This window comes from Pseudomonas sp. HP_08, assembly GCF_055284095.1.
The window spans coordinates 250085-273115 of sequence record NZ_JBTOQC010000054.1; the positions used below are offsets into that span (position 1 = coordinate 250085).

The 23031-nt window shown below is 62.4% G+C and carries 21 protein-coding genes and 3 tRNA genes; 14 read left to right on the top strand and 10 right to left on the bottom strand.

All coding sequences use genetic code 11. The annotated features are described in order from the left end of the window. Window positions 1-5 precede the first annotated feature (5 nt). From uvrC to ACYAS9_RS31575, 5 genes are all read left to right on the top strand, one after another. Window positions 6-1829 carry an excinuclease ABC subunit UvrC gene (gene uvrC / locus ACYAS9_RS31555; protein ID WP_463572431.1) on the top strand — a complete coding sequence of 608 codons (1824 nt, stop codon included), beginning with the start codon at window positions 6-8 and terminating at the stop codon, window positions 1827-1829. Between the two features lie 32 nt (window positions 1830-1861). Continuing rightward, a complete protein-coding gene (pgsA, locus tag ACYAS9_RS31560; protein ID WP_463572432.1) occupies window positions 1862-2422 on the top strand; it encodes a CDP-diacylglycerol--glycerol-3-phosphate 3-phosphatidyltransferase in 561 nt (186 codons plus the stop codon). 65 nt (window positions 2423-2487) lie between these two features. Further along, window positions 2488-2563 (top strand) — tRNA-Gly (locus ACYAS9_RS31565). Window positions 2564-2609: 46 nt separating this feature from the next. Beyond that, a tRNA-Cys gene (locus ACYAS9_RS31570) sits at window positions 2610-2683 on the top strand. A gap of 224 nt (window positions 2684-2907) precedes the next feature. Beyond that, a tRNA-Leu gene (locus ACYAS9_RS31575) sits at window positions 2908-2993 on the top strand. Window positions 2994-3237: 244 nt separating this feature from the next. Here the strand turns inward: ACYAS9_RS31575 and ACYAS9_RS31580 are convergent. The 4 genes from ACYAS9_RS31580 to modA all read right to left on the bottom strand — a co-directional run bounded on the left by ACYAS9_RS31580 (window position 3238) and on the right by modA (window position 6472). After that, the gene (locus ACYAS9_RS31580) at window positions 3238-3837 is read right to left on the bottom strand and encodes an ASCH domain-containing protein (protein ID WP_463572433.1); all 600 of its coding nucleotides are present in this window, start codon (window positions 3835-3837) and stop codon (window positions 3238-3240) included. 160 nt (window positions 3838-3997) lie between these two features. Next, on the bottom strand, window positions 3998-5086 hold the full coding sequence (gene modC / locus ACYAS9_RS31585; protein ID WP_463572434.1) for a molybdenum ABC transporter ATP-binding protein: 1089 nt from the start codon (window positions 5084-5086) through the stop codon (window positions 3998-4000). A 3-nt stretch (window positions 5087-5089) separates the two neighbouring features. Beyond that, window positions 5090-5770 (bottom strand): molybdate ABC transporter permease subunit, encoded by a 681-nt coding sequence (gene modB, locus ACYAS9_RS31590; protein WP_463572435.1) that lies wholly within the window; start codon window positions 5768-5770, stop codon window positions 5090-5092. Then, complete coding sequence (gene modA, locus ACYAS9_RS31595; RefSeq protein ID WP_463572463.1) at window positions 5771-6472, bottom strand: molybdate ABC transporter substrate-binding protein; 702 nt, start codon at window positions 6470-6472, stop codon at window positions 5771-5773. Between the two features lie 247 nt (window positions 6473-6719). On the opposite strand from modA, the gene acuR reads away from it, so the two are divergent. The 3 genes from acuR (at window position 6720) to ACYAS9_RS31610 (ending at window position 9377) form a co-directional block, all read left to right on the top strand. Further along, window positions 6720-7355 carry an acrylate utilization transcriptional regulator AcuR gene (gene acuR, locus ACYAS9_RS31600; protein WP_463572436.1) on the top strand — a complete coding sequence of 212 codons (636 nt, stop codon included), beginning with the start codon at window positions 6720-6722 and terminating at the stop codon, window positions 7353-7355. Window positions 7356-7392: 37 nt separating this feature from the next. Further along, the gene (acuI, locus tag ACYAS9_RS31605) at window positions 7393-8388 is read left to right on the top strand and encodes an acrylyl-CoA reductase (NADPH) (RefSeq protein ID WP_463572437.1); all 996 of its coding nucleotides are present in this window, start codon (window positions 7393-7395) and stop codon (window positions 8386-8388) included. Window positions 8389-8498: 110 nt separating this feature from the next. Next, window positions 8499-9377 (top strand): site-specific integrase, encoded by an 879-nt coding sequence (locus ACYAS9_RS31610; protein WP_463572464.1) that lies wholly within the window; start codon window positions 8499-8501, stop codon window positions 9375-9377. 8 nt (window positions 9378-9385) lie between these two features. Here the strand turns inward: ACYAS9_RS31610 and ACYAS9_RS31615 are convergent, their stop codons facing one another. The 5 genes from ACYAS9_RS31615 to ACYAS9_RS31635 form a co-directional block, all read right to left on the bottom strand. Then, window positions 9386-10345, bottom strand: coding sequence for a dienelactone hydrolase family protein (locus tag ACYAS9_RS31615; protein WP_463572438.1), 960 nt, complete (start codon window positions 10343-10345; stop codon window positions 9386-9388). 245 nt (window positions 10346-10590) lie between these two features. Then, entirely contained in the window at window positions 10591-12984 is a 2394-nt protein-coding gene (locus tag ACYAS9_RS31620; protein WP_463572439.1) for a TonB-dependent receptor, read from the bottom strand. A gap of 86 nt (window positions 12985-13070) precedes the next feature. Further along, the gene (locus ACYAS9_RS31625; protein ID WP_463572440.1) at window positions 13071-13997 is read right to left on the bottom strand and encodes a FecR family protein; all 927 of its coding nucleotides are present in this window, start codon (window positions 13995-13997) and stop codon (window positions 13071-13073) included. Continuing rightward, window positions 13994-14509 carry a sigma-70 family RNA polymerase sigma factor gene (locus ACYAS9_RS31630; protein WP_463572441.1) on the bottom strand — a complete coding sequence of 172 codons (516 nt, stop codon included), beginning with the start codon at window positions 14507-14509 and terminating at the stop codon, window positions 13994-13996. The genes ACYAS9_RS31625 and ACYAS9_RS31630 overlap by 4 nt, the downstream gene beginning before the upstream one ends. A 369-nt stretch (window positions 14510-14878) precedes the next feature. Next, window positions 14879-15808: a LysR family transcriptional regulator gene (locus ACYAS9_RS31635; protein ID WP_463572442.1), complete on the bottom strand. Its 930-nt coding sequence runs from the start codon at window positions 15806-15808 to the stop codon at window positions 14879-14881. Between the two features lie 119 nt (window positions 15809-15927). Here ACYAS9_RS31635 and ACYAS9_RS31640 point away from each other — a divergent pair, with 119 nt between their 5' ends. Beyond that, a complete protein-coding gene (locus ACYAS9_RS31640) occupies window positions 15928-17124 on the top strand; it encodes an MFS transporter (protein WP_463572443.1) in 1197 nt (398 codons plus the stop codon). A 37-nt stretch (window positions 17125-17161) separates the two neighbouring features. On the opposite strand, the gene ACYAS9_RS31645 is transcribed toward ACYAS9_RS31640, so the two are convergent. Next, on the bottom strand, window positions 17162-17422 hold the full coding sequence (locus tag ACYAS9_RS31645) for a DUF2790 domain-containing protein (RefSeq protein WP_463572444.1): 261 nt from the start codon (window positions 17420-17422) through the stop codon (window positions 17162-17164). A 257-nt stretch (window positions 17423-17679) separates the two neighbouring features. Here ACYAS9_RS31645 and ACYAS9_RS31650 point away from each other — a divergent pair, with 257 nt between their 5' ends. Genes ACYAS9_RS31650 through ACYAS9_RS31670 form a run of 5 tightly spaced genes read left to right on the top strand, consistent with a single transcriptional unit; the run spans window position 17680 to window position 23027 of the window. Next, window positions 17680-18072, top strand: a complete 393-nt coding sequence (locus tag ACYAS9_RS31650; RefSeq protein ID WP_463572445.1) for a cupin domain-containing protein — start codon at window positions 17680-17682, stop codon at window positions 18070-18072. Continuing rightward, window positions 18065-19564, top strand: a complete 1500-nt coding sequence (locus ACYAS9_RS31655; protein ID WP_463572446.1) for a methionine--tRNA ligase — start codon at window positions 18065-18067, stop codon at window positions 19562-19564. The genes ACYAS9_RS31650 and ACYAS9_RS31655 overlap by 8 nt, the downstream gene beginning before the upstream one ends. Before the next feature lie 11 nt (window positions 19565-19575). Next, the gene (locus ACYAS9_RS31660) at window positions 19576-20700 is read left to right on the top strand and encodes an NAD(P)/FAD-dependent oxidoreductase (protein WP_463572447.1); all 1125 of its coding nucleotides are present in this window, start codon (window positions 19576-19578) and stop codon (window positions 20698-20700) included. Further along, the gene (locus tag ACYAS9_RS31665; RefSeq protein ID WP_463572448.1) at window positions 20697-21692 is read left to right on the top strand and encodes an ABC transporter substrate-binding protein; all 996 of its coding nucleotides are present in this window, start codon (window positions 20697-20699) and stop codon (window positions 21690-21692) included. Before ACYAS9_RS31660 ends, ACYAS9_RS31665 begins: the two co-directional genes overlap by 4 nt. Window positions 21693-21704: 12 nt before the next feature. Beyond that, entirely contained in the window at window positions 21705-23027 is a 1323-nt protein-coding gene (locus ACYAS9_RS31670) for a SidA/IucD/PvdA family monooxygenase (RefSeq protein ID WP_463572449.1), read from the top strand. Window positions 23028-23031: the final 4 nt, after the last annotated feature.

Below are 23031 nucleotides of genomic sequence, written 5' to 3' on the forward strand. Positions count from 1 at the left end.
TGAATATGACCCAATTGTTTGATCACAGTGCTTTCCTTTCCACCTGCAGCGGCCGTCCCGGTGTCTACCGGATGTTCGATGTGCAGGGGCAGTTGCTCTATGTCGGCAAGGCCAAGAACCTCAAGAATCGCTTGGCCAGCTATTTCCGCAAGACTGGCCATGCTCCCAAGACCGGTGCTTTGGTGGCGCGAATCGCGCAGATCGAAACCACCATCACGGCCAACGAAACTGAGGCCTTGTTGCTGGAGCAGACGCTCATCAAGGAGAGCCGTCCGCCCTACAACATCCTGCTGCGTGATGATAAGTCCTACCCCTATGTTTATCTGTCGGACGGTGCGTTCGCGCGCCTGAGCATTCATCGGGGAGCCAAAAAGGGCAAAGGGCGGTACTTCGGTCCGTACCCGAGTGCCGGGGCGATTCGTGAAAGCCTCGGCCTGCTGCAAAAAACCTTTCAGGTGCGCCAGTGCGAAGACAGCTACTACCGCAACCGTACCCGGCCGTGCCTGCAATACCAGATCAAGCGCTGCAAGGCGCCTTGCGTCGGGCTCGTAGAACCTGAAGTGTATGCCGAAGATGTGCGCCATTCGGTGATGTTTCTCGAAGGGCGCAGCAATGCCTTGAGCGATGAACTGAACAGCGCCATGGAGCAGGCGGCCATGAAACTGGATTTCGAGCGGGCGGCCGAGTTGCGCGATCAGGTGTCCTTGCTGCGCCGTGTCCAGGACCAGCAGAGCATGGACGGCGGCACAGGGGATGTGGATGTGGTCGCCGCGTTCGTCAACCCGGGCGGTGCCTGCGTGCACCTGATCAGTGTCCGGGGCGGGCGTGTGCTGGGCAGCAAGAACTTCTTCCCTCAAGTGGGCATAGAAGAAGAGGTCGGGGAGGTCATGTCGGCATTCCTGGCCCAATACTTCCTGGGCGGCGTTGACCGTGAGTTGCCGGCCGAAATAATCGTCAACGTGGTGCATGAAGATTTCCCGACCTTGATCGATGCCGTTCAAGAATCGCGCGGGCGTGAGCTGACGATCAGTCACCGTGTACGTGGTACGCGTGCACGCTGGCAGCAACTGGCCGTGACCAATGCCGAACAGGCGCTGATGGCCCGTCTGGCCAACCGCCTGCATGTGGCTTCACGCTTTGAAGCCCTGGCTCAGGCGCTGGACCTGGATGCGCCGCCCCAGCGCCTCGAATGCTATGACATCAGTCACTCCAGCGGTGAGGCCACTGTGGCTTCCTGCGTGGTGTTTGGTCCCGAGGGGCCGATCAAGTCCGACTATCGCCGTTACAACATTGAGGGCGTGACGGCTGGCGACGACTATGCGGCTATGCATCAAGCCCTGACCCGCCGGTTCAGCAAGATCAAGGACGGCGAAAGCAAGCTGCCCGATATTCTACTGGTCGACGGCGGCAAGGGGCAGTTGAACATGGCGCGCGAGGTGCTTGATGCACTGGCGGTTCCAGACCTGATTCTGCTGGGCGTGGCCAAGGGCGTGACGCGCAAGGCCGGCTTCGAGACGCTGTACCTCAATGATGCGGCGCATGAGTTCACCTTGCGCGGCGACTCGCCGGCCCTGCATTTGATTCAGCAGATTCGCGACGAAGCCCACCGTTTTGCAATCACCGGCCACCGCGCCCGACGCGGCAAGACGCGGCGTACTTCGACCCTTGAAGGCGTGGCTGGCGTGGGCCCGACCCGGCGCCGCGACCTGCTCAAGCATTTCGGCGGCCTGCAAGAGTTGTCCCGCGCCAGCATCGAAGAAATCGCCAAGGCGCCCGGTATCAGCAAAAAGCTCGCAGAGTCGATTTATGCCAACCTGCATAGCGAGTAGAATGCCCGCTCACCTTGTAGCCAGTTGTGCCGATGAATATCCCTAATCTGATCACCGTACTGCGCGTTCTACTGATACCGATCTTCATTCTGCTGTTCTATATGCCTTATCACTGGAGTTACATGGCCGCCAGTCTGGTATTCGCCTTTGCGGCGGCCACTGACTGGCTGGACGGGTACCTGGCGCGCCGCCTTGAGCAAAGCACGCCGTTCGGCGCCTTCCTCGACCCGGTGGCAGACAAACTGATGGTGGCCGTGGCGCTGGTACTGCTGGTGCAAACCCACGCCCACCTGTTGCTCACCTTGTCGGCCGCCGTAATCATCGGTCGAGAGATCGTTATTTCGGCCTTGCGTGAATGGATGGCTGAAATCGGCGCCCGCGCCCAAGTGGCAGTTTCCAGCATGGGCAAATGGAAAACAGCGGCGCAAATGCTCGCGCTGGTCATCCTGTTGGCCAACCCGCCGGCACTGACCTTCTGGGTCTTTGTGGGCTATGCGTTGCTGCTGATCGCAGCCGGTCTGACCCTGTGGTCGATGATGCAATACCTGAAGGCTGCCTGGCCGCATCTGAAAACCACTGTAGAAAAAAAATAACTTTTTTAGAATCAAGGTGTTGACGAAAAGTTTTGAGTGTATAGAATGGCGCACATCAAGACGACGCGGGAATAGCTCAGTTGGTAGAGCACGACCTTGCCAAGGTCGGGGTCGCGAGTTCGAGTCTCGTTTCCCGCTCCAGTTTACGATGCGTTTGATGTTGGCTTTATTGACATTGAGCGTTTGAGGCCGAGTAGCAAAATGGTTATGCCGCGGATTGCAAATCCGCTTACGCCGGTTCGATTCCGACCTCGGCCTCCACTATATAAAGACCCCGCAGATTAACGTCTGCGGGGTTTTTTATTTTTAATCAAATATAATCTACTGATTCTGTTTTTCATTAGCCATTGCCCAGCAATCTGTATAGCTCAATGATTTATCAGGGATTTTTAAATTTCGTTAAATGCAACATCTTGTGCCACCTAAGAGTCATCCGCGCTTGCTTCGCGAGGTCTGGATGTATATATTCTTGCTCTCGTTTATATGCCCCGATGGCGAAATTGGTAGACGCAAGGGACTTAAAATCCCTCGTCCTCTGGACGTGCCGGTTCGACCCCGGCTCGGGGCACCATCTTTGGATAAAGGGCTTGTGAAGCATTAGCGCACAAGCCCTTTATCGTTTCTGCAGTGTGTGGTCTGTGATCAAGCCAGCCAGTATTCTGCGTTGAGCTATTTTGGAAATCAGCGAAAAAGTGACATTCCCTTCACAGGGCTTTCACATGCTGTGACCTAATCTAGGCCTCATCCAAGTGTGTTACCTTCAGCCCGCTCCCCCATCGCGGGCTTTTCTTTGCCTGCGATTCAGGTAGCGGCTACTAGACGCTGCGAAAACTGATCACCCACACCCAAGGGTTCTCATTCCACGTGCCACTTTTATGCAGGCTCTGCCAGTAAGTCGCAAAGGCGATCACCGCCGTTGCGCTCAGGCCGGAGTGTGGAGAGGGCAGGTGGTTGGCAAAATAGATGTGGATGCAATTCTGTATGGGGTAAAACCCTTCGGCGCCGGCCTGCTCATCGGTAATGTCGTTCAGGTGCTCAATGCTGACATTCGTCACTTCCAGTTCAATGCGTGAAGCCTGCCTGGGCATGTAGCGGCCTGGTCGGTGCCACCAGAGAGGGGTCGTGTTGTTGCGCGGTGTCTTGGCGTAAAGCCCGGGCTGTGAAAACTGGTAGGACTGGCCTGATTGCAGGGTCATGTCGATGAAGTGCCAGAGGTCGCGTTTTCTGCTGATGCTGTACTTCGGCGCCCAATACCCATAAGCGTAGAAGTCCTCCTTGAGCCACAGATGTTTTCCGGGCGGGCCATAAGGGCAGTGGGGAGGGGAGCGAGCGCTGATGATGCAGCGTGTCACGGTTTTCTTGCCGATGAGGATCGCGTTGGCCATTGGTGTGCTGAGCATGATCGAGCTTTTCACAGGCTGTAGTTCCATAAAGGCGTATTCATGGCATTACAACACGGTGGCGCCTGTGCCCGGTGCGTGTGGCTCGAATGGAGCGGTCGATCCGATGAAGCGTTGCATGAGCCTCCGCCTCGTCGTGTAGCACGAGGCATGCGGTATCAGACACAGAGTGCGATCAGGCCAGGACGGCCACGCTCTTGATCTGTGCCCAGAGCAGCTGACCGGGGTGCAACTGCAGCTGATCGCTGGAGTAACGGGTGATGCGCGCCAGCAACGGCGTGCCGCTGGCATCAAGCCGGACCAGCACATGCGCTGGATGCTCGGCGGGTATCTGGTCGATCACCGTGACCGGCAGGCGATTGAGAATGCTGCTGTGTCCGTCGGGTTGCAGGGTCAGGCTGATATCCCGCGCCTGCACCTTGAAACGCAAGCGACTGCCTGCCGCCTGTGGACCATGAGCGATGCGCACCTGATGCTCACTGTCGGGCAGGTTCAGCGTCAGCAAGTGGTAATGCGCATCGAAACCTGCCACCACGCCTTCTATCACCACGCCGGCATCAGCCTCCATGGCCGTGGGCAGGTCGAGGCGCGCGAGGGTGTCCTGCAACGGACCGCTGGCAATCGCGCGACCTTCACTCAGCAGCACCAGATGATCGGCCAGCCGCGCCACTTCATCCTGCGAATGGCTGACATAGAGCATGGGAATGCGCAGCTCGGCGTGCAGGCGTTCCAGGTACGGCAGAATCTCTGCCTTGCGCCGGGCATCCAGCGCCGCCAGCGGCTCATCGAGCAGCAGCAGGCGCGGGCTGGTGAGCAGGGCGCGGGCAATACCGATGCGCTGGCGTTCGCCGCCGGACAGTTTATCCGGGCGCCGGTCCAGCAGATGGCCGATGCCCATCAGTTCGATGGCGTGCTCGATGTTGACCACTTGCTGCGCGGCGGGAATACGCCGCAGGCCGAACTGCAGATTGTCCATCACACTCAAGTGGGCAAACAGGCTCGCTTCCTGAAAGACATAACCCAGCGCGCGCTTGTGCGTGGGCACGAAGATGCCGTGCCGGGTGTCTTGCCAGACCTCACCGTTCACCTCGATAAACGCCTCAGGCGCCTTTTCCAGCCCGGCCACGCAGCGCAGGCACGTGGTCTTGCCAGAACCTGAGTGGCCGAACAGCGCGGTCACGCCCTGGCCGGGCAGGTCCAGATTGACGTCCACGCTGAAATCGGCGAACGCCAGCTTCAAGCGTATATGCAAGCGGTCGGTCATCAGTCAGCTCCAGACCGTCTTGTTCTTGCCGCTGGAATACAGCGCCAACAGCACCAGGAAGGAAAACACCAGCATGAACCCGGCCAGCCAGTGGGCCTGCTCATACGCCATGGATTCGACGTGATCGAAAATCTGCACCGACACCACGCGGGTCTTGTCGGGGATATTGCCGCCGATCATTAATACCACCCCGAATTCGCCAACCGTGTGAGCAAATCCCAAAATCGCGCCCGTCAGGTAACCAGGTCGAGCGAGCGGCAGTACCACATGGAAAAACGTATCCCAAGGCCCGGCGCGCAGGGTGGCGGCGACCTCAAGCGGGCGGGTGCCCATGGCGGCGAAGGCGTTTTGCAGCGGCTGCACGACAAAGGGCAGGGAATAAACCACGGAGCCGACCAGCAGCCCGGCAAAGCTGAAGGTCAGGGTGCCCAGCCCCAGGCTTTGGGTCAATTGACCGACATAGCCATGGGGCCCGAGCAACAGCAGCAGGTAAAAGCCGATCACCGTGGGCGGCAACACCAGCGGCAATGCCACCACCGCACCGATCGGGCCCTTGAGCCACGATCGGGTATGGGTCAGCCACATCGCGATCGGCGTGCCGATCACCAGCAGAATCAGCGTGGTCAGTGACGCCAGCTTGAAGGTCAGCCAGATCGCCGCCAGGTCGCTGCTGTCCAGCGGCATTTACAGCTCGTAGCCGAAGGACTTGATCACGGCAGCGGCTTTCGGGCCCTTGAGGTAGTCGAGCAGCGCCTTGGCAGCGGCATTGTCCTTGCCCTTGTTGAGAATCACCGCGTCCTGCTTGATCGGGTCATGCAATGCGGCCGGTACTTGCCAGGCCGAACCGCTGCTGATCTTGCCGTCCTTGTAGATCTGCGACAGGGCGACAAAACCGATCTCGGCATTGCCGGTGGAAACGAACTGATAAGCCTGGGTGATGTTCTGACCTTCAACGATCTTCGGCTTGGTCGACTCGGTCAGGCCCAGTTTTTCCAGCACCTGGGTGGCGGCAAGGCCATAAGGTGCGGTTTTCGGGTTGGCGATGGACAGGTGCTGCCAGGTGTTGGCCTTGAGAATATCGCCCTTGGCATCGACATAACCTTCCTTGGCCGACCACAGCGCCAGGGTGCCGACGGCGTACGTGAAGCGCGAGCCCTTGACGGTATCGCCTTCCTGCTCAAGCTTGGCGGGTGTGGTGTCGTCGGCGGCCAGGAACACCTCGAACGGCGCACCGTTCTTGATCTGGGTATAGAACTGGCCCGTCGAGCCAAAGGCCGCGACCAGTTTGTGACCGGTGTCTTTCTCGAAATCCTTGGCAATGGCCTGGATCGGGGCGGTGAAGTTGGCCGCTACCGCCACCTGGACTTCATCGGCGTAAGCCGGCATCACACCCCATACGGCGGCGCTGACGACAAGGGATTTAAACGCAAAACGCAGAGGGAACGCACGCATGAAACGGCTCCGGCAGACGATAGGGTTGTTGTTTGAATAACTGAAGGCTTAACGCTATGTAGCGGAATATATAGCGTTAAGTGACGCGCGGGAAGGTGCTTGCGCTGCCTGCTCCGCCACTATTGGTCCATCCGACACAACGCAATTGACAATTAAAACGTTCGGTCTAATATCTCTCCTCATGAACGAATCTATCGCCAGACCCCGCCGCCCAGGCCGTCCGCCCAAGCTCGACCGCGACAACCTCGAAACCCGTGAGGTGTTGATCCGTCGTGGCCTTGAAGTCCTCACCGAGCAAGGCTTCACGGCCACGGGCCTGGATTTCCTGCTCAAGCAGGTCGCCATCCCCAAGGGCTCCTTCTACAACTACTTCCCCAGCAAGGAAATCTTTGCCCGCGAAGTACTGGACCGCTACGCCGAGTATTTCGCCGATCTGCTGGACCGCCATTTGCTGAACGAGGCCATGTCGCCGCTGGAGCGTCTGGTCAGTTTCGTGCAGGCGGCCAAGACCGGCATGGCTCGGCACGATTACCGCCGTGGCTGCATGGTTGGCAATCTGGGCCAGGAAATCAGCGTGTTGCCTGAAGGCTTTCGTCCGCGCCTTGAGCAGATCCAGCTCGACTGGCAGGCGCGTCTGGCGGCCTGCCTGCGCAGCGCCCAAGTAGTGGGTGAACTGGGCCGCAGTGCCGATTGCAATGAGCTGGCCGCGTTTTTCTGGATCGGCTGGGAAGGCGCCGTTCTGCGCGCACGGCTGGTACAGGGCGATGCACCCTTGAACACTTTTATTGCCGGGTTCCTGCGCGGCCTGCCGCAATAGATTCGGTTAAAAGACGATCGGTCCAAAAGGAGGCGACATGTCCAGCAGCACATTCAAAGGCATTCTGATCGACAAGAGCGAGGCGGGCTATCAGGTCAGCCTCAGCGACCTTGACGAAAACGCCCTGCCAGACGGCGATGTGACCGTGCGCGTGTCGCACAGCACCCTCAACTACAAGGACGCGCTGGCCATCACCGGCAGCAGCCCGATCATCAAGCGCTTTCCGATGGTGCCCGGCGTCGATCTGGCCGGCACGGTCGAAAGCAGTGATCACCCGCGCTACAAGGCCGGCGACCACGTGCTGCTCAATGGCTGGGGCGTCGGTGAAAGCCATTGGGGCGGGCTGGCGCAGCGTGCGCGTCTGAAGGGCGAGTGGCTGATTCCCTTGCCACCGGCGTTCAGCCCGGCACAGGCGATGGCTATCGGCACAGCGGGCTACACCGCGATGCTCAGTGTTATTGCCCTACAAAAGCACGGCGTCAAACCTGAGGACGGCGAGGTGCTGGTCACCGGCGCCAATGGCGGCGTGGGCAGTTTTGCCGTGGCTTTGCTGGCGCGCCTGGGTTATCAGGTGGTGGCCTCCACCGGCCGTCCGCAAGAAAGCGACTACCTCAAGCAACTGGGCGCCAGCGCCATTATCGACCGTAATGAACTTAACCAGCCGGGCCGGCCATTGCTCAAGGAACGCTGGGCGGCGGTGGTCGACTCGGTGGGCAGCCACACCCTGGCCAATGCCTGCGCCGCCACGCGCTATCGCGGCATCGTTGCTGCCTGCGGTCTGGCCCAAGGCATGGATTTTCCGGCCAGCGTGGCGCCGTTTATCCTGCGCGGCGTGACCCTGGCCGGCATCGACAGTGTCAACCGCCCGTTTGCAGACCGCATCGAAGCCTGGTCACGACTGGCCACTGACCTGGATCTGGCATCGCTGGCGTTGATCAGCCACGAAATCGGCCTGAGCGAAGCCATCGAACAATCGCCCAGGCTGATCGCCGGTGAGATTCGCGGGCGCATAATAGTCGACGTCAACCGCTAGGCCGCCACACTCAATCCCAAGCTGTAAAAGAAAAGGCTTCACCCGTGCCAGAGCAACCGCGTTCCACCCCGATCACCTTGCCGGATGTCAGCAATCCGCTGCGCCTGTACATGGACCGCCTGGCGCCTTCAAGCCGGCAGACCATGCGCTATGTGCTGCAGGATGCTGCCGACCGCCTGGGGCTGGTCGATGTGGACATCGCCGATGTGCCGTGGCACACCTTGCAACCGGGGCACATCACCGCGCTGGTGGCGACCCTGCGCGACGACGATTACGCGCCCAACACCACCTCGCTGTATGTCAACGCCATTCGCGGGGTGATGAACGAAGCCTGGCGGCAGAACCTGATCAGCCATGACCAGTTGCTCAGAATCCGCTCGGTCAAGCCCATGGCCGGTTCGCGGCTCAGTCGCGGGCGCAATATCCGCCGCAGCCTGATCCGTGAACTGATGGACGTCTGCGCCGCCGACCCGCGCCCGCAAGGCCGGCGCGATGCGGCGATCATCGCGATTCTGTACGGCTCCGGCATGCGCAAGTCCGAGTCGGTCAACATCGATCTGGCCCAGGTCGATTTCGAGCAGCGTTGCCTGTGCGTCCAAGGCAAGGGCAACAAGCAACTGATCAAATACGCCCCGGCCTGGGCCTTCGAGGCGTTACAAACCTGGCTGCAACTGCGCCGCGACGACCTGCCGGCCGGGCAACCGGACGACACCTTTCTGTTCAACCGCATCCGTCGCGGCAGCCACATCACCCGCGAGCGCATCACCAAGCACGCCATCTATTTCATCGCCCGCCAGCGCGGTCGCCAGGTGGGCGTGGACATCATGCCCCACGATTTTCGCCGGTCGTTCATCACCCGCGTTATCGAGGAATTCGACCTGTCCATCGCCCAGAAACTGGCGCACCACACCCACATCGCGACCACCGCCAGCTACGACATGCGCAACGACAACGAGCGGCGGCGGGTGGTCGATCATCTGGAGCTCTGAGGCTTTCCTTAAAGTGCGCGGCAGCCCAGCACCTGACACAACTCAGCCAGCGCATCGGCCCGCGCCTGCTGGCCGGCCGGCAAATTGGCGCCCACGTGCGGTGCGGTGTTCACACAGCTGTCCTGAAAGCTGAACGCCTTGCCGGTCTGGCGGTTGATCAACTCGCCGGGACGTTGTTCCTCGATCCGGCAATTGCGCACACTTTGCGCGCCTTGTGACACCCGCGTGGCGAACGGCAGCGGATAGTCGAAGCCGTGGTGACTGTCGGCATACGGGTAAAGCTTCACCGCTTGACCGGCCTGTTGCAGGCGCTGCACATACTCGGCGCAACGCTCGAAACCGTTGTAGTCATCGGCCAGGCCATGAAACAGCCGGATCGGCACGGCCTGGGTCTGGCTGTCGTCCAGATAGCGCGTGGCGCAATCGGGGTAGAACGCGAAGAAACCCTTGAAGGCGTTCTCGCCGCCCCACAGTTTCTGAAAGCGCAGCACGCTGGCGTACAGCGCCGACTGCCCGCCGCGTGAGAAACCCAGCAACGCTACCCGCTGGCCATCGACCAGTGGATGCGCAGCCAGCGCCTGGCGCGCCCGATAGCTGTCGAGCACCATGTTCAAGCGGCCGAGGCTGGCCTGGTCTTTCGACACATTAACCAGCCCGCGACCGCTGAAGCTGTCCAGGGTCAGCGTTGCCAGGCCGTTGCGATTGAGCAAGCGCGCCCAGTATTCGCTGCCCGCACCCAGGCCGCTGGAGCCATGCAGCATGATCACCACCGGTGGCTTCTGTACGCCTTGCGGCAGGCGCAATTCGGCACCGAGCCGCACCGGCGTGGCCTTGACGTCGCCGGTGAGAAACTGCGCATCGCTCAAGGTCAGGCTGTCGATGCTCAGCAACTCGACCCGCGCGGGCAGATCGGCCAGCGACTCATCGGCCGCCTGTGCCTGAGCAACCCCGAGCAAAAGACCTGTCATCAAAAACAACCGGACTGTCTGATTCATATAATTATAAAAACCACCGCATTGTAGGAGCGCGCTTGCCCGCGACCGGCTGCGCCAGCAGTCGTAATTTCTCGGCATTTCGCAAAGCTGCGAGTCGTACCTTTTCAGCGTTTCCGCGATTTTGCGAGCGCTGGCGCACTCGGTCGCGGTGGTCCGGCATTCCGGCAAGCGCGCTCCTACAGAGCTGCGCCAGTGCTGCACCAGTGACAAAAAGCCCTTCATAGCTCGTAGCTCAGCGAAAACAGCACGGTGCGCGGGTCGTTCAGACCATAAGCGCGTGCGCCGCTGGCGGCTGAATAGATCACTGATTGCGGGTAAGCGCGGTTGAGAATGTTCTTCACCGCAACGCCCGCGCTCCAGTGGCCGTCGCCGGTGACATAGCGCAGGTTGGCGTTCCAGAACCATTGTTCGGGCAGGTCGTAGATCGGCTGGTTGAGCGGGTTGGCGGTCGAGCGCGCCTGGTATTGCAGGTCGGTGTTGGCGGTCAGGTCGCCCGGCAGGTCCAGCGACAAGCGATAGCTGGCGGCGGTGGACGCACTCCAGCGTGGCGACAGCGGCATGCGGTTGTCGTCGGCATCGATGCCCGGCCCGCCGGCATTGGCGAAGCGCTCGTAATAGGCCTCCAGGTAACCGACGTTAAGCGTCAGTTGCAGGGCATCGGTGGCAGCCCACTGGTTTTCCAGTTCGACGCCGTAGGTGTGGGCGCCGCCAGCGTTGATGCGCGCATAAAAGTTGCCGATCGACGGCGCGTAGGCGGTGGCTTGCAGGTCTTTGTAGTCGTTGTAGAACAGCGCCACGTTGCTGCGCAGCCGGCCATTGAAGAATTCACCTTTGAGGCCCGTTTCCCACGTGGTGACGGTTTCCGGGTCGAACGCCGTTTCGGCCGATGCCGCTGCGGTGGCGCGGTTATCGAAGCCACCGGCCTTGAAGCCCTGCGACACCGAGGCGTATTGCAGCAATGTGTCGGACCAGGCGTATTCCAGGCCCACTTTCGGCGTCCACGAATTCCAGGTTTCGTTCTCGTCGGCACTGAAGCGCAAGCCGTTGCGCTGCTGGTCAGTGGTGATGTCGTAGTTGGAGAAGGTGAAGTCCTTGCGCTCATGGGTAAAGCGCAGGCCGGCAGTCAGGCTCAGCTTGTCGGTCAGGTGGTAATTGCCCTGGCCGTAGATCGCCGCGCTGTCGGTGCGGGTGGTGCTGTACAGGCCGTTGCCGACGATACGGTTCTGGGCAATGTTGTTGGTCAGGCTGTCGCGCTCGGCCCTGAAACGCTCATGAAACAGGAACAGCCCGGTGGTGAAATTGAAGCGGTCGTAATCGCCGTTGAGCTGGAACTCCTGGGTCGCGTAGTTCTGTTTATAGAGGATGTACGAGCGCTGGATAAACTCGGCGGCCCCTGAGTTTTCCGAGTTGACCCGCTGATTGAACGCCGACCAGGCACTGATCGACTTGATGCTCAGGTTATCGTTGATGGCATAGATCGCGCGCAGCACCGAGCTGCCCTGATCCAGGCGGTTATGCGGCACCCAGCTCAGGCGCGTGGTGAACTTGTCGTAATGGCCGTTGCTGTCGAACGGCGTGTAGCTGGCGCTCTCGCCATGGTCGAAGCTGCCGGACAGGGTCAGTTGCACATCCCACGGCGAGTCGCTCGGTGCCCAGCGCAGCTTGCCGCGATAGGCCTGACTGTCGATATCGTTGCCATCGCGGTTCAGGGTCTTGTTGCGCACCGTGCCGTCGCGTTGCAGGTCGATGGCCGAAAAGCTGGCAAACAGGGTGTCGTCGACCAACGGCCCGGACACCGTCAGCCGCGCATTACGCGCGCTGTAGTTGCCCACCTCCAGCTCATAGAGCGCACGGGTTTCCTGATTCGGGTCGCGGGTCAGGATGCGGATCGCCCCGGCGCTGCTGTTGCGCCCGTACAGCGTGCCTTGCGGGCCGCGCAGCACTTCGACCCGTTCGACATCGCTGAAATCGACCATCGAACCGATCGCGCGCGGAATGTACAGGTCGTCGGCATACACCGCGACGGCGGCTTCCTGAATCGGGTCCGACTCGCCGATGCCGCGAATCGAGTAGGTCTGGGTGCTGTGGCCGATGGAATTGCGCCCAAGGCTCAGGTTCGGCACCTGGCCGGCAAGATCACGCACGCTTTTGACCTGGGTCTGCTCCAGGCGCTGGGTGTCGAAGGCTGAAATCGCCAGCGGCGTGCGTTGCAGGTCTTCGCTGCGGTGCTCCGAGGTCACGGTGACCACCGCCAGTGCTGGCGCCGGTGGCAAGTCGCTGGTCGCAGGTGCGCCGGAGGTCGAGGCGCCCGGCGCAGAGCCTGCGCGGGACACCAGCGTGCCGTGCTCGCCAGGACGCGCCACCAGGTCGGTGCCTTGCAGGGCGGCGGCAATCGCCTGTTCGTTGCTCAAACGGCCGCGCACTGCCGGCGCCTGCAAGGGGGCCACCAGCTCAGGGTTGAACGAGATGGCCTCGCCGCTCTGTTCGGAAATGCTCAGCAAGGTATTGGCCAATGGTCCTGAGCTGATCTGAAACTCATGGTCGGCCGCCAGTGCGGGCAAGCCAAAGCCCAGGCCGATCGCCAGGCTGAGCAGGGTGCGGGAAAACGGCATCGAAGCATTCCTTTGAGGGTTATACCTTGGTGTGCAATGCCGGGTGCTTTTGTTAAGTGCGCCGCTCAGATCCTTTGTGCATAAGCTTATGCCGCGTTGACGCGCACCCAGTAACGGCTGAAAAACTGCAGGCGCAAACCCAGGCTGTCACTGAGCAGGGCCAGGCTGCGGTCGGTATCGTCCAGCGGATAAACGCCGCTGACCCGCCGATTGGCCACGCTGGCATCGATCTGGATCACGCCGTGGCGATAGTCCTGCAAGGCCCGAATCACTTGGCTCAGTGGCTGGTTCTCGACCCGCAACAGTCCGCGCGTCCAGGCATCGTCGGCATTGGCGCCCGCCTCGACAGCGATCAAGCCGCTGCGATCGAAACGCGCCCGCTGCCCGGCATCGAGTCGATGTTCCTGGCCATTGCTGAACAGCCGGGCGCTGCCTTCAAGCACCGACACGCGGCTGATATGTGCCTCGCGGCGCAGCACCAGCCGCGCCTGAGGGCTGAGTAACGAACCTTGCGCAGTGTCGATCCGAAAGGCCGCGCCCTGTGCAATGCGCAGGCTGATCTGGCCTTGTTCCAGTGCCAGGCAACGTGCCTGCGGGGCGCGCACCGTGCTGCACGCATCGAGGGTCAACTGGCTGCCGTCGCTGAGCATCAGTTGCCGGCGCTCGCCGGTGGCGGTGCTCCAGTGCTGGCCCGGCTGCAAGGCGCGCAAGGCGCCGGGGCCGGCCAGCATCGCCAGCAAGCCCAGGCCCAGACCGCCACCGGCGGCGCGCAATACCCGGCGCCGGGTCGTCGGCGTATTGACCACACCGACCAGCTGGCGGCTCGACAAGCCGCCCACGCCCTGGTCCTGCAAACCGCGCAACTGGCCGCTGAGCTGGCTGATCGCAGCCGCTTCACGCGGGTACTGCCGGCACCAGCGCTCGTAGTCCTGATGCTGTTGCGCCGTGGCCTCGCCGGAGCTCATCAGCGCCAGCCAGCCGGCGGCCTGTTCCAGTGGATCGTGCGTGTTCATGACGGCATGAACGCTTGCAGGCAGCAGCGATACGCCTGCGCCATGTATTGATGCACACGCGGCGCACTGACCCCCAACTCCCGGGCAATCTGCCGATACGTCAGGCCGCCGAAATGATGATTAATAAACGCCGCCTTGACCTTGCCCGGCAAACCGTCGAGCAAGCGGTCGAGCAGTTGCAGCGACTCACTCGCCAGATACTGATCTTCAAGCGAGGGTTGCAGGTCCTCGGGCAGGCTGGCCAGGCTGTCGCGGTAAGCGCGCTCAAGATCCGCGCGGCGCCAGCTTTCATACATCACCCGCCGGGCAATGGTGGTCAGCAACGCACGGGGTTCGCGAATGCTCTCGCCGGTGTCCAGGCGCAAGACCCGCAGAAAGGTCTCGGCCGCAAAATCCTCGGCATCGTGACGGTTCTGGGTGCGGCGTTGCAGATGGTTGCGCAGCCAGGCGAATTCGCGTTCGAACAGCAGGCGGGTCCAGGCATGTTGCCCGGGCGGCGAAGTGATAGACATGGCGGATCGATGCGCAATGGACACCGCGCTGGCTCATGTCAGTGGCGGAAACTCCGGAGAAGATGCAAAGCCGCAAGGCGTGGAGGTCCACAGGCGGCGGTCAGGAGCGCTAGCGTAGCGTGAGGGCAGGGCGCGGGCGAAAGAATATAAAATTCGCGCATCAAATCAAAAAGTAATATGAAAGCCCTGTTGTGCGGCGCAAAAAAAGGCCACCGCACTTGATGTGGGGTGGCCAAACAGATCTAACCAAAGGAATGATGAAGGGAGCACCCGGCCGCCGGAGCGGGCAACCGGGCCGTTATTCATCGAGGCGCACCGTACCATCGTCACGCGCGAATCAATCATCGACTTTATTGATAGTGACTATCGTTATGGATTGCTTGTGACGATTTCTGCTTGTTTACGGGTGGCAGCCGGCTGAAACAGGCTTTCAACCATATGGTCGATAAACACCCGCAGCTTGGGCGACAGGTGCTTGCTCGACGGCCAGAGCAAGCGAAAGGTGCCTTGAAACTGCAAGGCCCCGTCCAGCACGCTCACCAGCCGCCCTTGCTCGACAGGCTCAGCGACCAGAAAGTCCGGCAGGCAGGCGATGCCCAGGTCATCCAGCACCACACTCAGCAGCGCCTCGATGGTGTTGCACACCACGGCGGCCGGCACCCACGGTTCTGCCTCGTCGGTCGCCTGCAAGAACGGCCAGGTTTCAAGCTTGCCGGTGCTAGGAAACTTGTGCCGCAAGCAGGCATGCCGCGCCAGGTCGGCAGGCGTGCGCGGTGTGCCGTGGCGGGCCAGATAAGCGGGCGTGGCGACCAGGCGCATCTGAAAATTGCCCAGTACCCGCGACATCAACCGCGAGTCCTGCGGCTCGCCGGTGCGCACCACCACATCGAAGCCTTCCTCGATGACCTCGACCAGGCGGTCGCTGAAATCCAGGTCCAGCTCGATGGCCGGATAGCGGTGCATGAAGCCGGTGAGGGCGGGCATCACCAAGCGCTCCACTAGGGGCAGGCTGACACGCAACCGGCCTTGCGGTGCCTGGCGCGTCTGCGACAACTCCAGTTCCGCCGCCTCCAGTTCGCTCAAGACCCGCCGGCAACGTTCCAGAAACAACGCGCCTTCACTGGTGACCGTGATGCTGCGCGTGCTGCGGTGCAGCAGGCGCACACCCAGCCGCTGTTCAAGTCGCGCCACGCTCTTGCCGACCGCTGAAGCGGACACGCCGAGGTTGCGACCGGCCTCGGAAAAACTGCGGGTTTGCGCCGCCTCGACGAAAAAGGCGATGCCGCTCAGCGATTCCATAGACAGCCCATTCAGGAGAATTTGTCCGATATGTTAAGAACATCCGCAATATTGTCCACAAAGATCCACCTGCCTAAGGTGAGCGCCTGATATTCATGCCCTTGTGACAGGTCCTCACGATGCCTTCTCCGCTTAGCACTTCACTCGATAACGATTCCAGCGCTAGCGCTCGGCTGCCGCTGGCTTCCTTGCTGGCGCTGGCCCTGGCCGGCTTCGTCACGATCCTGACCGAAGCCTTGCCGGCCGGCCTGTTGCCGCAGATCAGCGCAGGTTTAGGCGTGTCCGAGGCGCTGGCCGGGCAACTGGTCAGTGTCTACGCGCTGGGCTCGCTGATCGCCGCCATTCCCTTGATCGCCATCACCCAGGGCTTGCGCCGCCGTCCGTTGCTGCTGGCGGCGATTTTTGGCTTTGCCATCGCCAACACCGTGACCACATTGTCCGACAGCTACGCGCTGACCCTGGTGGCGCGCTTGCTGGCCGGGGTCTCGGCCGGGCTGCTCTGGGCACTGTTGGCCGGCTATGCCGCGCGCCTTGTCGCGCCGCAGCAACAGGGCCGGGCGATTGCGATTGCCATGGTCGGCACGCCGCTGGCGTTGTCACTCGGTGTGCCGGCCGGCACCTGGCTGGGCAATCTGCTCGGGTGGCGCCTGTGTTTCGGGCTGATGAGCGCTCTGGCGCTGCTGCTGATGGTGTGGATACGCTTCAAGCTTGCGGATTTTGCCGGCAAGCCCGGCGGCGCACGCCTGTCGCTGCGGCAGGTGTTCAAATTACCGGGCGTGCGGCCGGTGCTTTGCGTGGTGCTGGGCTATGTGCTGGCGCACAACATTCTCTACACCTACATCGCGCCGTTTCTGGCCAGTGCCGATATGGGCGCGTACACCGACCGGGTGCTGCTGGTATTTGGCGTGATGGCGTTGCCGGGTATCTGGATCGTCGGCGCGCTGATCGATCGGTATTTGCAGGCGCTGACCCTGACCAGCATCGGCCTGTTCGGTGTGTCGGCTGTGCTGCTGGCGCTGGCCGGCCAGACGCCGTGGGTCATCTATCTGGCGGTGGCACTCTGGGGGCTGGCCTTCGGTGGCGCGGCCACACTGTTTCAGACCGCCCTGGCCAAGCGCGCAGGCGAGGCGGCGGATGTGGCCCAGTCGATGCTGGTCACCGTCTGGAACATGGCCATTGCCGGCGGCGGACTGCTGGGCGGCGTGCTGTTGCAACGCCTGGACGCCGGCGCCTTTGCCCCGGCAATCGTGCTGCTGTTGCTGCTGACCCTGGTTGCCGCCTGGCCGCGCCTGACGCAAACGAAAAAGGCCGCCTGAACCCTGAGTTCGGCGGCCTTGTCAAAAGCATGTTCGATCAACCATGTGCAGAGCAGGTTTCGCTCAGGCGCGAGTAGTGCAGTTCATGCTCAACGCCCTGGCTGTCGAGGTAGACCATGCTCGCGGCTACTGGCTCGCACAGGTCCGATTCGGCGGCGTCGATGCTGATCACTTTCGCGACATCGAGGTTTTGCGAGTAGCTGTACTGCTGTACATCGGCTGCTTGCGGGGTGGTGTCGCTGTTGGCCGAGGCCATCAGGCTGAACATCGACAGGGCAGCAAAAATTACATATTTCATGGTGTTCTCCGTGTTTCTCATCAGTGCAAAGTCTTAATTCGCTTTGCCTATGGCGCCATTCTAGAGAGGCCCCCCGGTCTGCAGAAATGGTGCCTGTCAATACAGACAATCGACATAACCGATACAGTTCCGATGGAACGATCAAAGGCTATCGATTGAATCCTTCGATGCGTCGCCCCTGAGCTATCCAGCCATCCGATAGCGCGTTCGCGCCGCAAATTTCATGCTCTGCCCACCAACAAAACACGGGTTTGAGCATGGAACAGTTCGATATTTACCGTAAGACGCGATTTGACGCCCTGGTCCACGAATACGGTCTGGACGGCAGCCGTTTGCTGCCCTGGGAGGGTTACCCGATGCCGTTTGGCGGTGGCTGGTGCGTGGTGCGCCCCGGCACCACCAGCGCCACCCACACGCAGATCGACCAGGAATTGTTCATCGCCATCCAGGGCACGGCCCGGCTGGTGATCGGCGACAAGGAAATGAGTTTCGCCAAAGGCGATATCGCCGCGATCCCGAAGCACACCCACCATTACGTCATCAATGAATCCGATGAAGACTTCCACTTTTACGTGATCTGGTGGGACATGAATCACGTCAACGATTTCCTCAGCCGTCATACGGAAACGACGGGGTGCCTCGATGGCTAAGTTCATTGTCACCATCACCCCGCCGACGCCCAACGGCGATCTGCACATCGGTCACATTGCCGGCCCCTTTCTGGGCGCCGATGTCTTCACCCGCGTGCAGCGCCAGCGCGGTCACGACTGCGTGCTGCTGTCGTATTCCGACGACTATCAGTCGTACATGCTGCGCAAGGGCCTTGAGCAGGGCGTCGACCCGATCGAGCTGGCGCGGCGCAACACCGACCGCATCGAAGCGTCGCTGGCGGCGGTGAATATCCAGCCGGACAACTGGATGCGCCCGTACGACAACCCCTGGTTTCATCAGGCCGTCAGCGAAGTGTTCGATAAGTTGCAGACGGCGGGCGCCATCGAGTTTCGCGACAGCGACGAGCCGTATTGCGCCGGCTGCGACAAGTGGGGCTATGAAGCGTTTGCCCGCGGCCTGTGCAACTACTGCGGCCACGACTCGGACCCCAGCCAGTGCGAAAACTGCGCCCAGGCGCCTGATGCGGCCTTGATGAGCGGTCTGTACTGCAAGCTGTGCCACAAGGCACCGGCGCTTAAGAGCACGCACCGGGCGTTCCTGAAACTGGCCGATTTCAAGCCGGTATTGCGCGACACCTTGCTCGGCCGCCAGTGGCGCGAGCCGCTCAATGCCTGGCTGCGCGACACCCTTGAACACCTGCACGACTGGGGCGTGACCCGCCCGCACGACGGCGGGCTCGACCTGGCCGCCGATGGCTCGTGCCGCGTACACACCTGGTTCATGGGCCTGGCCGGCTATATCGCGGCCTTCAGGGAATACGCCGAGCGCATCGGTAGCCCGGAGCTGTTCAACCAGTACTGGCGCTCGGGGCAGGGCACGCTGGTCAACTTTCTCGGTTTCGATTGCGTGTTCAGTCACTGCATCGTCTACCCGGCGCAACTGGCCGCCCACGACGGCCTGCGGGTCCGCCAGCATTTTGTGCCCAACCAGTTTCTCAAGCTCGATGGCCTGAACCTGTCGACCAGCCGCAACCACGCCATCTGGGTCGCCGACCTGGCCCGCGAGGCTTGCCCGGACAGCGCCCGGTTGTACCTGGCCAGCATCGCGCCGGAGCAGAGCGAGGGCGATTTTCGTCTGGCGCAGTTCCAGGCCTGGCGCCAGGAAGTGTTCGGCGAATTTTTCCCGACGCTGCTGCAGGCCGGTCCTGCCCAGCACGACCATTGGTGGAGTGGCTTCTGCGGCCCGGACGCCGGCTTGCTCGAAGCGCTGCGCCTGCAATGGTGCAAGGCCTCGGAGCTCAAGCAGTTCTCGATCCAGCACATGGCCCAGGTGCTGCTCGATGCGATTGCCATCGCCCGCACGCGACTGGCCGAAGGTCGCCCGGTCAGCCACTTTGCCGCGCTGATCGCGGTGATCGGCAAAAGCCTGATTCCCGACACCGCCGCCCATTTGCTCACCGCCTATGGCCTGCCCGAAGCGCGGATCACCGCCACCGTGCTGACCGGTCCTGCTGCCGACTATTCGATCTGAGCGCACCTGATATGGACATCGATTACCAAGTCGCCGTGATTGGCGCCGGCATCGTCGGCGCGAGCATTGCCGCGCAGTTATCCAGCCTTGGTCTGGACGTGGCGTTGCTCGATCAGGGCAGCGTTGCCAGCCTGGGTGCCAGCGCCTGTTCCGGCGGGCTGCTGCGCCTTTATGACGGCGACCCGCTGCTGATGCAGCTCACCGCGCATTCGTTGCAGGTGATGGCCGGCAATCTGTTCGCCGCCACTTATGCCAAGGCCTTGCGCCGCACCGGCGTGTTGTATCGCGCCGCGCCTGAACACCACGCTGAACTGAATGCGGCCATTGATCGCTATGCCAGCGCGGAGTATCCGATGCGTCTGGTTCAGGGCTTTGGCCCGTATTTGCACCGCGAAAGCCGGCTTGATCTGTACGAAGCCCGTGCTTGCGTCGGCGATGTGCGCCAGGCCAGCGCGCGGTTGTGTGCGGTGCTGCGCGGTCCCGGTCTGGTGCTGGAGCATTGCCGGGTGCAGGCCATCGACTGGCAGGCCGACGGCTCGGCCAGCATTCACCTCGGTGAAACCCGCCTGCGTTGCCGGGTAGTGGTGCTGGCCAGCGGCGCCTGGACCCGACGTTTTCTGCCAGAGCTGAATGTCGAGAGCCGCAGCATTCCGCTGGCGCGGGTGTTGACCGACCGCGACTGGCCGCTGCCGGTGATCGACGCACCGACCGCCAGTTATGCCATCCCGCTCAGCCGGCACATTGTGCAAAGCGGCTGCGGCCTGCGCGACCGGGCGCAACTGCCTGAAGACCTCGCGCGCCCCGATGCGCGGCATCACGCCGATGCCCGCCAGCGCGTCACGCAACTGGCCGGCGGCGGCCAGGCGCAGGTGCTCGACATCGCGCCGGGGTTTGACAGCTACAGCGCCGATGGCCGGCCGTTGCTGGGGTTTGTCGATGACCAGCGCGGGCTGTATGTGGCCTGCGGTATGTCCGGGCTGGGCTTCAAGTTCGCGCCCGCCATTGCCGACATCGCCGCGCGGCAATTAAGCCGCTACCTGGCCGATGAGGATCGCCAGCCAGCGCCGCAATGGGCACCGCTGTGCCCGCGTCGCGCCCTGCAACCGGCCACGTTCGACCACCGGGTGCAGCCATGATTGCCTGCAACGGGTTACTCAGGCCGTTGCGGGTCGGGGTCAGCGCGGTATTCGATCCGGCCGTTACGCCGCATGCGCGCACCTTTCTGCGGGCCATGGCGTTGGGCCGCAACCTGTTGCCGGGCCTGAATGCCGTGCGCTGGCACTGGCTCGACGACGGCGCCGACCCACGGCGCGGTGCCAAGGTTGCGCAACAGATGATCGACTGGGACGCAGACCTGGTGATCGGGCATTTCTCTTCCGACGCCGCCTTGAGCGCCGCACCGCTGTATCGAGAGGCCGGCATTGCGCTGCTGACCCCGGCGGCAACGGTCGATGCCCTGACGCAATACGACAACGTCTTGCGTGGCTGTTCGGCGGATCGGCACCTGGCCGCTGACTTGCTGGCCTGGGTGCAAACCCGTGGCTGGCAACGCCTGCACATCGCCGCCGATGACAGCGCGCACGGCCAGGCCCTGGCGGCGGCCATCGCCCGGCAGGCTGGCGGGCACGGGCTGGAGCAGGTCGCCACGGAGGAACAGGCCGAGGTGGAAATCTTCGCCGGGCGCCTGAAACCCAGCCGCGAACACTGGCAGGCCCGCCGCGCGGCCGGCAGTCACAAACCGCTGCTGCTCACCGACGATGCCGCCTCAATGCACCTGGGCAACGCCTGCGCGCAGGACCGCGACACCTACGTGATCGGTTTCGACGATAGCGCTGACGCTGCCTCTGACGATTACCCGCATCAGCACCAGCAACTGTTCGGCAGCGCGCCGCAGACCTACTACCGCGAGAGCCTGCGCCTGTTGCACGTGCTCGCGGCACTGGCCGGGCGCGAGTGGCCGAACCGCCGCGCCTTGCTCGAGGCCTTGCACCGCGAACGTTTCACCACCGCGCTGGGCAGCGTGGCGTTCGAGCACGGCGAATGCATCGGCGCGCGCAATCGCGTCTGGCGCGTCGGGCCGGGCGGTCTTGAGCCATTGCACGCCACACCTGTTTACCCACATCACTAAGGACGGATTTTCATGGGTCATCACACACTTGACTCCGATGCCCTGTGCATCGGCTTTGGACCGGCCGGGATTGCCCTGGCCTGCGTACTTGAAGACGCTCGCGAACAGGGTCACCCGCTGGGGCGCCTCGACCTGCGCTTTCTGGAAAGCGCCGCCGACACCCAATGGCACCGCGAACTGCTGCTGGCCGGCACCGACATCAACCACCACGTGTTTCGCGACCTGGTGACACCGCGCAACCCGCGCAGCCGCTTTTCCTTTGCCATGTACCTCAAGGACAAGGGCCGTATGTTCGAATTCGGCCTGCTCGGTCGCCCGGCCAGCCGCCACGAATGGTCGGACTATGTGGCCTGGGTGTCGCGTCAGGTCGACGCCAGCACCCACTTCAACACGCCGGCCACAGACATTGCGCCGGTGATCCGCAACGGCCGCTTGCGTGAGGTGCAGGTCCAGACCCCGCACGGGCTGTTCACCACCCGCAACCTGGTGTTGTCCAGCGGCAGCGTGCCACAGATTCCCGAGCGCTTTGCCGCGTTGCTGGGGCCGCAGGTGTTTCACACCTCGCAATTTCTCACCTGCCTGCAGGCCTTCGGTGATGCGCTGCCAAAGCGCTGGCTGGTGATCGGCTCCGGCCAGAGCGCCAGCGAGTCGGTGCTGGAACTGATCGAACGCGACCGCGACGTGCAGGTGCACTCGGTACACCGCAGCGCCGGCTTCAAGCTCACCCAGTTGGGGCAATTCCCCAACCGCGTGTTCGGCCCCGATCACGTCGACTATTTCCACAGCCTCGATGCCGCCGCGCGCCAGCAGTTTCTCGACTACAGCCGCGCCACCAACTACGCCGGCATCGACCCGGACGAAAGCCAGAAGCTGTTCTCGTTGACCTACGAAGACGCCATCGCCGGCCGCCAGCGCCTGCGCACCTACGGCTATCACCAGGTCAGCGCGATCGAGCAACAGGGCGATGCCCCTCAATCGAACAGCTACCGGGTCACGCTCACCGACACGTTCAGCCAGCGCAGCCAGGTGGTCGAGGTGGACGCCATCGTGCTCGCCACCGGTTACCAGCAACTGCGCGTGCCGGCGCTGCTGGCGGGTCTGCAACCGTGGCTGGCCAGCGATGCCAACGGCGGCCTGCTGATCGACCGCGATTACCGCATTGCCACGGCGCAGCACTGCGACGTGCAGCTGTGGGTCAACGGCCTGTCCGAGCGCAGCCATGGCATCAGCGACAGCCAGTCGTTCTCGATGATGGCGCTGCGTGCCGAACGTATTGCCAACGCAATCCACAGTGCTGTCGCCACCCCGGCGCCGGCCATTGCCCAAGCCCTGTGAGTGA

Coding starts and splice junctions, on each gene's coding strand:
- ACYAS9_RS31670 (WP_463572449.1), top strand. CDS start 21,705: ATGGGTCATCACACACTTGACTCCGATGCCCTGTGCATCGGCTTTGGA.
- ACYAS9_RS31620 (WP_463572439.1), bottom strand. CDS start 12,984: ATGCCGTTTTCCCGCACCCTGCTCAGCCTGGCGATCGGCCTGGGCTTT.
- ACYAS9_RS31660 (WP_463572447.1), top strand. CDS start 19,576: ATGGACATCGATTACCAAGTCGCCGTGATTGGCGCCGGCATCGTCGGC.
- ACYAS9_RS31615 (WP_463572438.1), bottom strand. CDS start 10,345: ATGACAGGTCTTTTGCTCGGGGTTGCTCAGGCACAGGCGGCCGATGAG.
- ACYAS9_RS31640 (WP_463572443.1), top strand. CDS start 15,928: ATGCCTTCTCCGCTTAGCACTTCACTCGATAACGATTCCAGCGCTAGC.
- ACYAS9_RS31635 (WP_463572442.1), bottom strand. CDS start 15,808: ATGGAATCGCTGAGCGGCATCGCCTTTTTCGTCGAGGCGGCGCAAACC.
- pgsA (WP_463572432.1), top strand. CDS start 1,862: ATGAATATCCCTAATCTGATCACCGTACTGCGCGTTCTACTGATACCG.
- modB (WP_463572435.1), bottom strand. CDS start 5,770: ATGCCGCTGGACAGCAGCGACCTGGCGGCGATCTGGCTGACCTTCAAG.
- ACYAS9_RS31645 (WP_463572444.1), bottom strand. CDS start 17,422: ATGAAATATGTAATTTTTGCTGCCCTGTCGATGTTCAGCCTGATGGCC.
- acuR (WP_463572436.1), top strand. CDS start 6,720: ATGAACGAATCTATCGCCAGACCCCGCCGCCCAGGCCGTCCGCCCAAG.
- ACYAS9_RS31630 (WP_463572441.1), bottom strand. CDS start 14,509: ATGTCTATCACTTCGCCGCCCGGGCAACATGCCTGGACCCGCCTGCTG.
- uvrC (WP_463572431.1), top strand. CDS start 6: ATGACCCAATTGTTTGATCACAGTGCTTTCCTTTCCACCTGCAGCGGC.
- ACYAS9_RS31655 (WP_463572446.1), top strand. CDS start 18,065: ATGGCTAAGTTCATTGTCACCATCACCCCGCCGACGCCCAACGGCGAT.
- modC (WP_463572434.1), bottom strand. CDS start 5,086: ATGACCGACCGCTTGCATATACGCTTGAAGCTGGCGTTCGCCGATTTC.
- modA (WP_463572463.1), bottom strand. CDS start 6,472: ATGCCGGCTTACGCCGATGAAGTCCAGGTGGCGGTAGCGGCCAACTTC.
- ACYAS9_RS31650 (WP_463572445.1), top strand. CDS start 17,680: ATGGAACAGTTCGATATTTACCGTAAGACGCGATTTGACGCCCTGGTC.
- ACYAS9_RS31610 (WP_463572464.1), top strand. CDS start 8,499: ATGGACCGCCTGGCGCCTTCAAGCCGGCAGACCATGCGCTATGTGCTG.
- ACYAS9_RS31625 (WP_463572440.1), bottom strand. CDS start 13,997: ATGAACACGCACGATCCACTGGAACAGGCCGCCGGCTGGCTGGCGCTG.
- acuI (WP_463572437.1), top strand. CDS start 7,393: ATGTCCAGCAGCACATTCAAAGGCATTCTGATCGACAAGAGCGAGGCG.
- ACYAS9_RS31665 (WP_463572448.1), top strand. CDS start 20,697: ATGATTGCCTGCAACGGGTTACTCAGGCCGTTGCGGGTCGGGGTCAGC.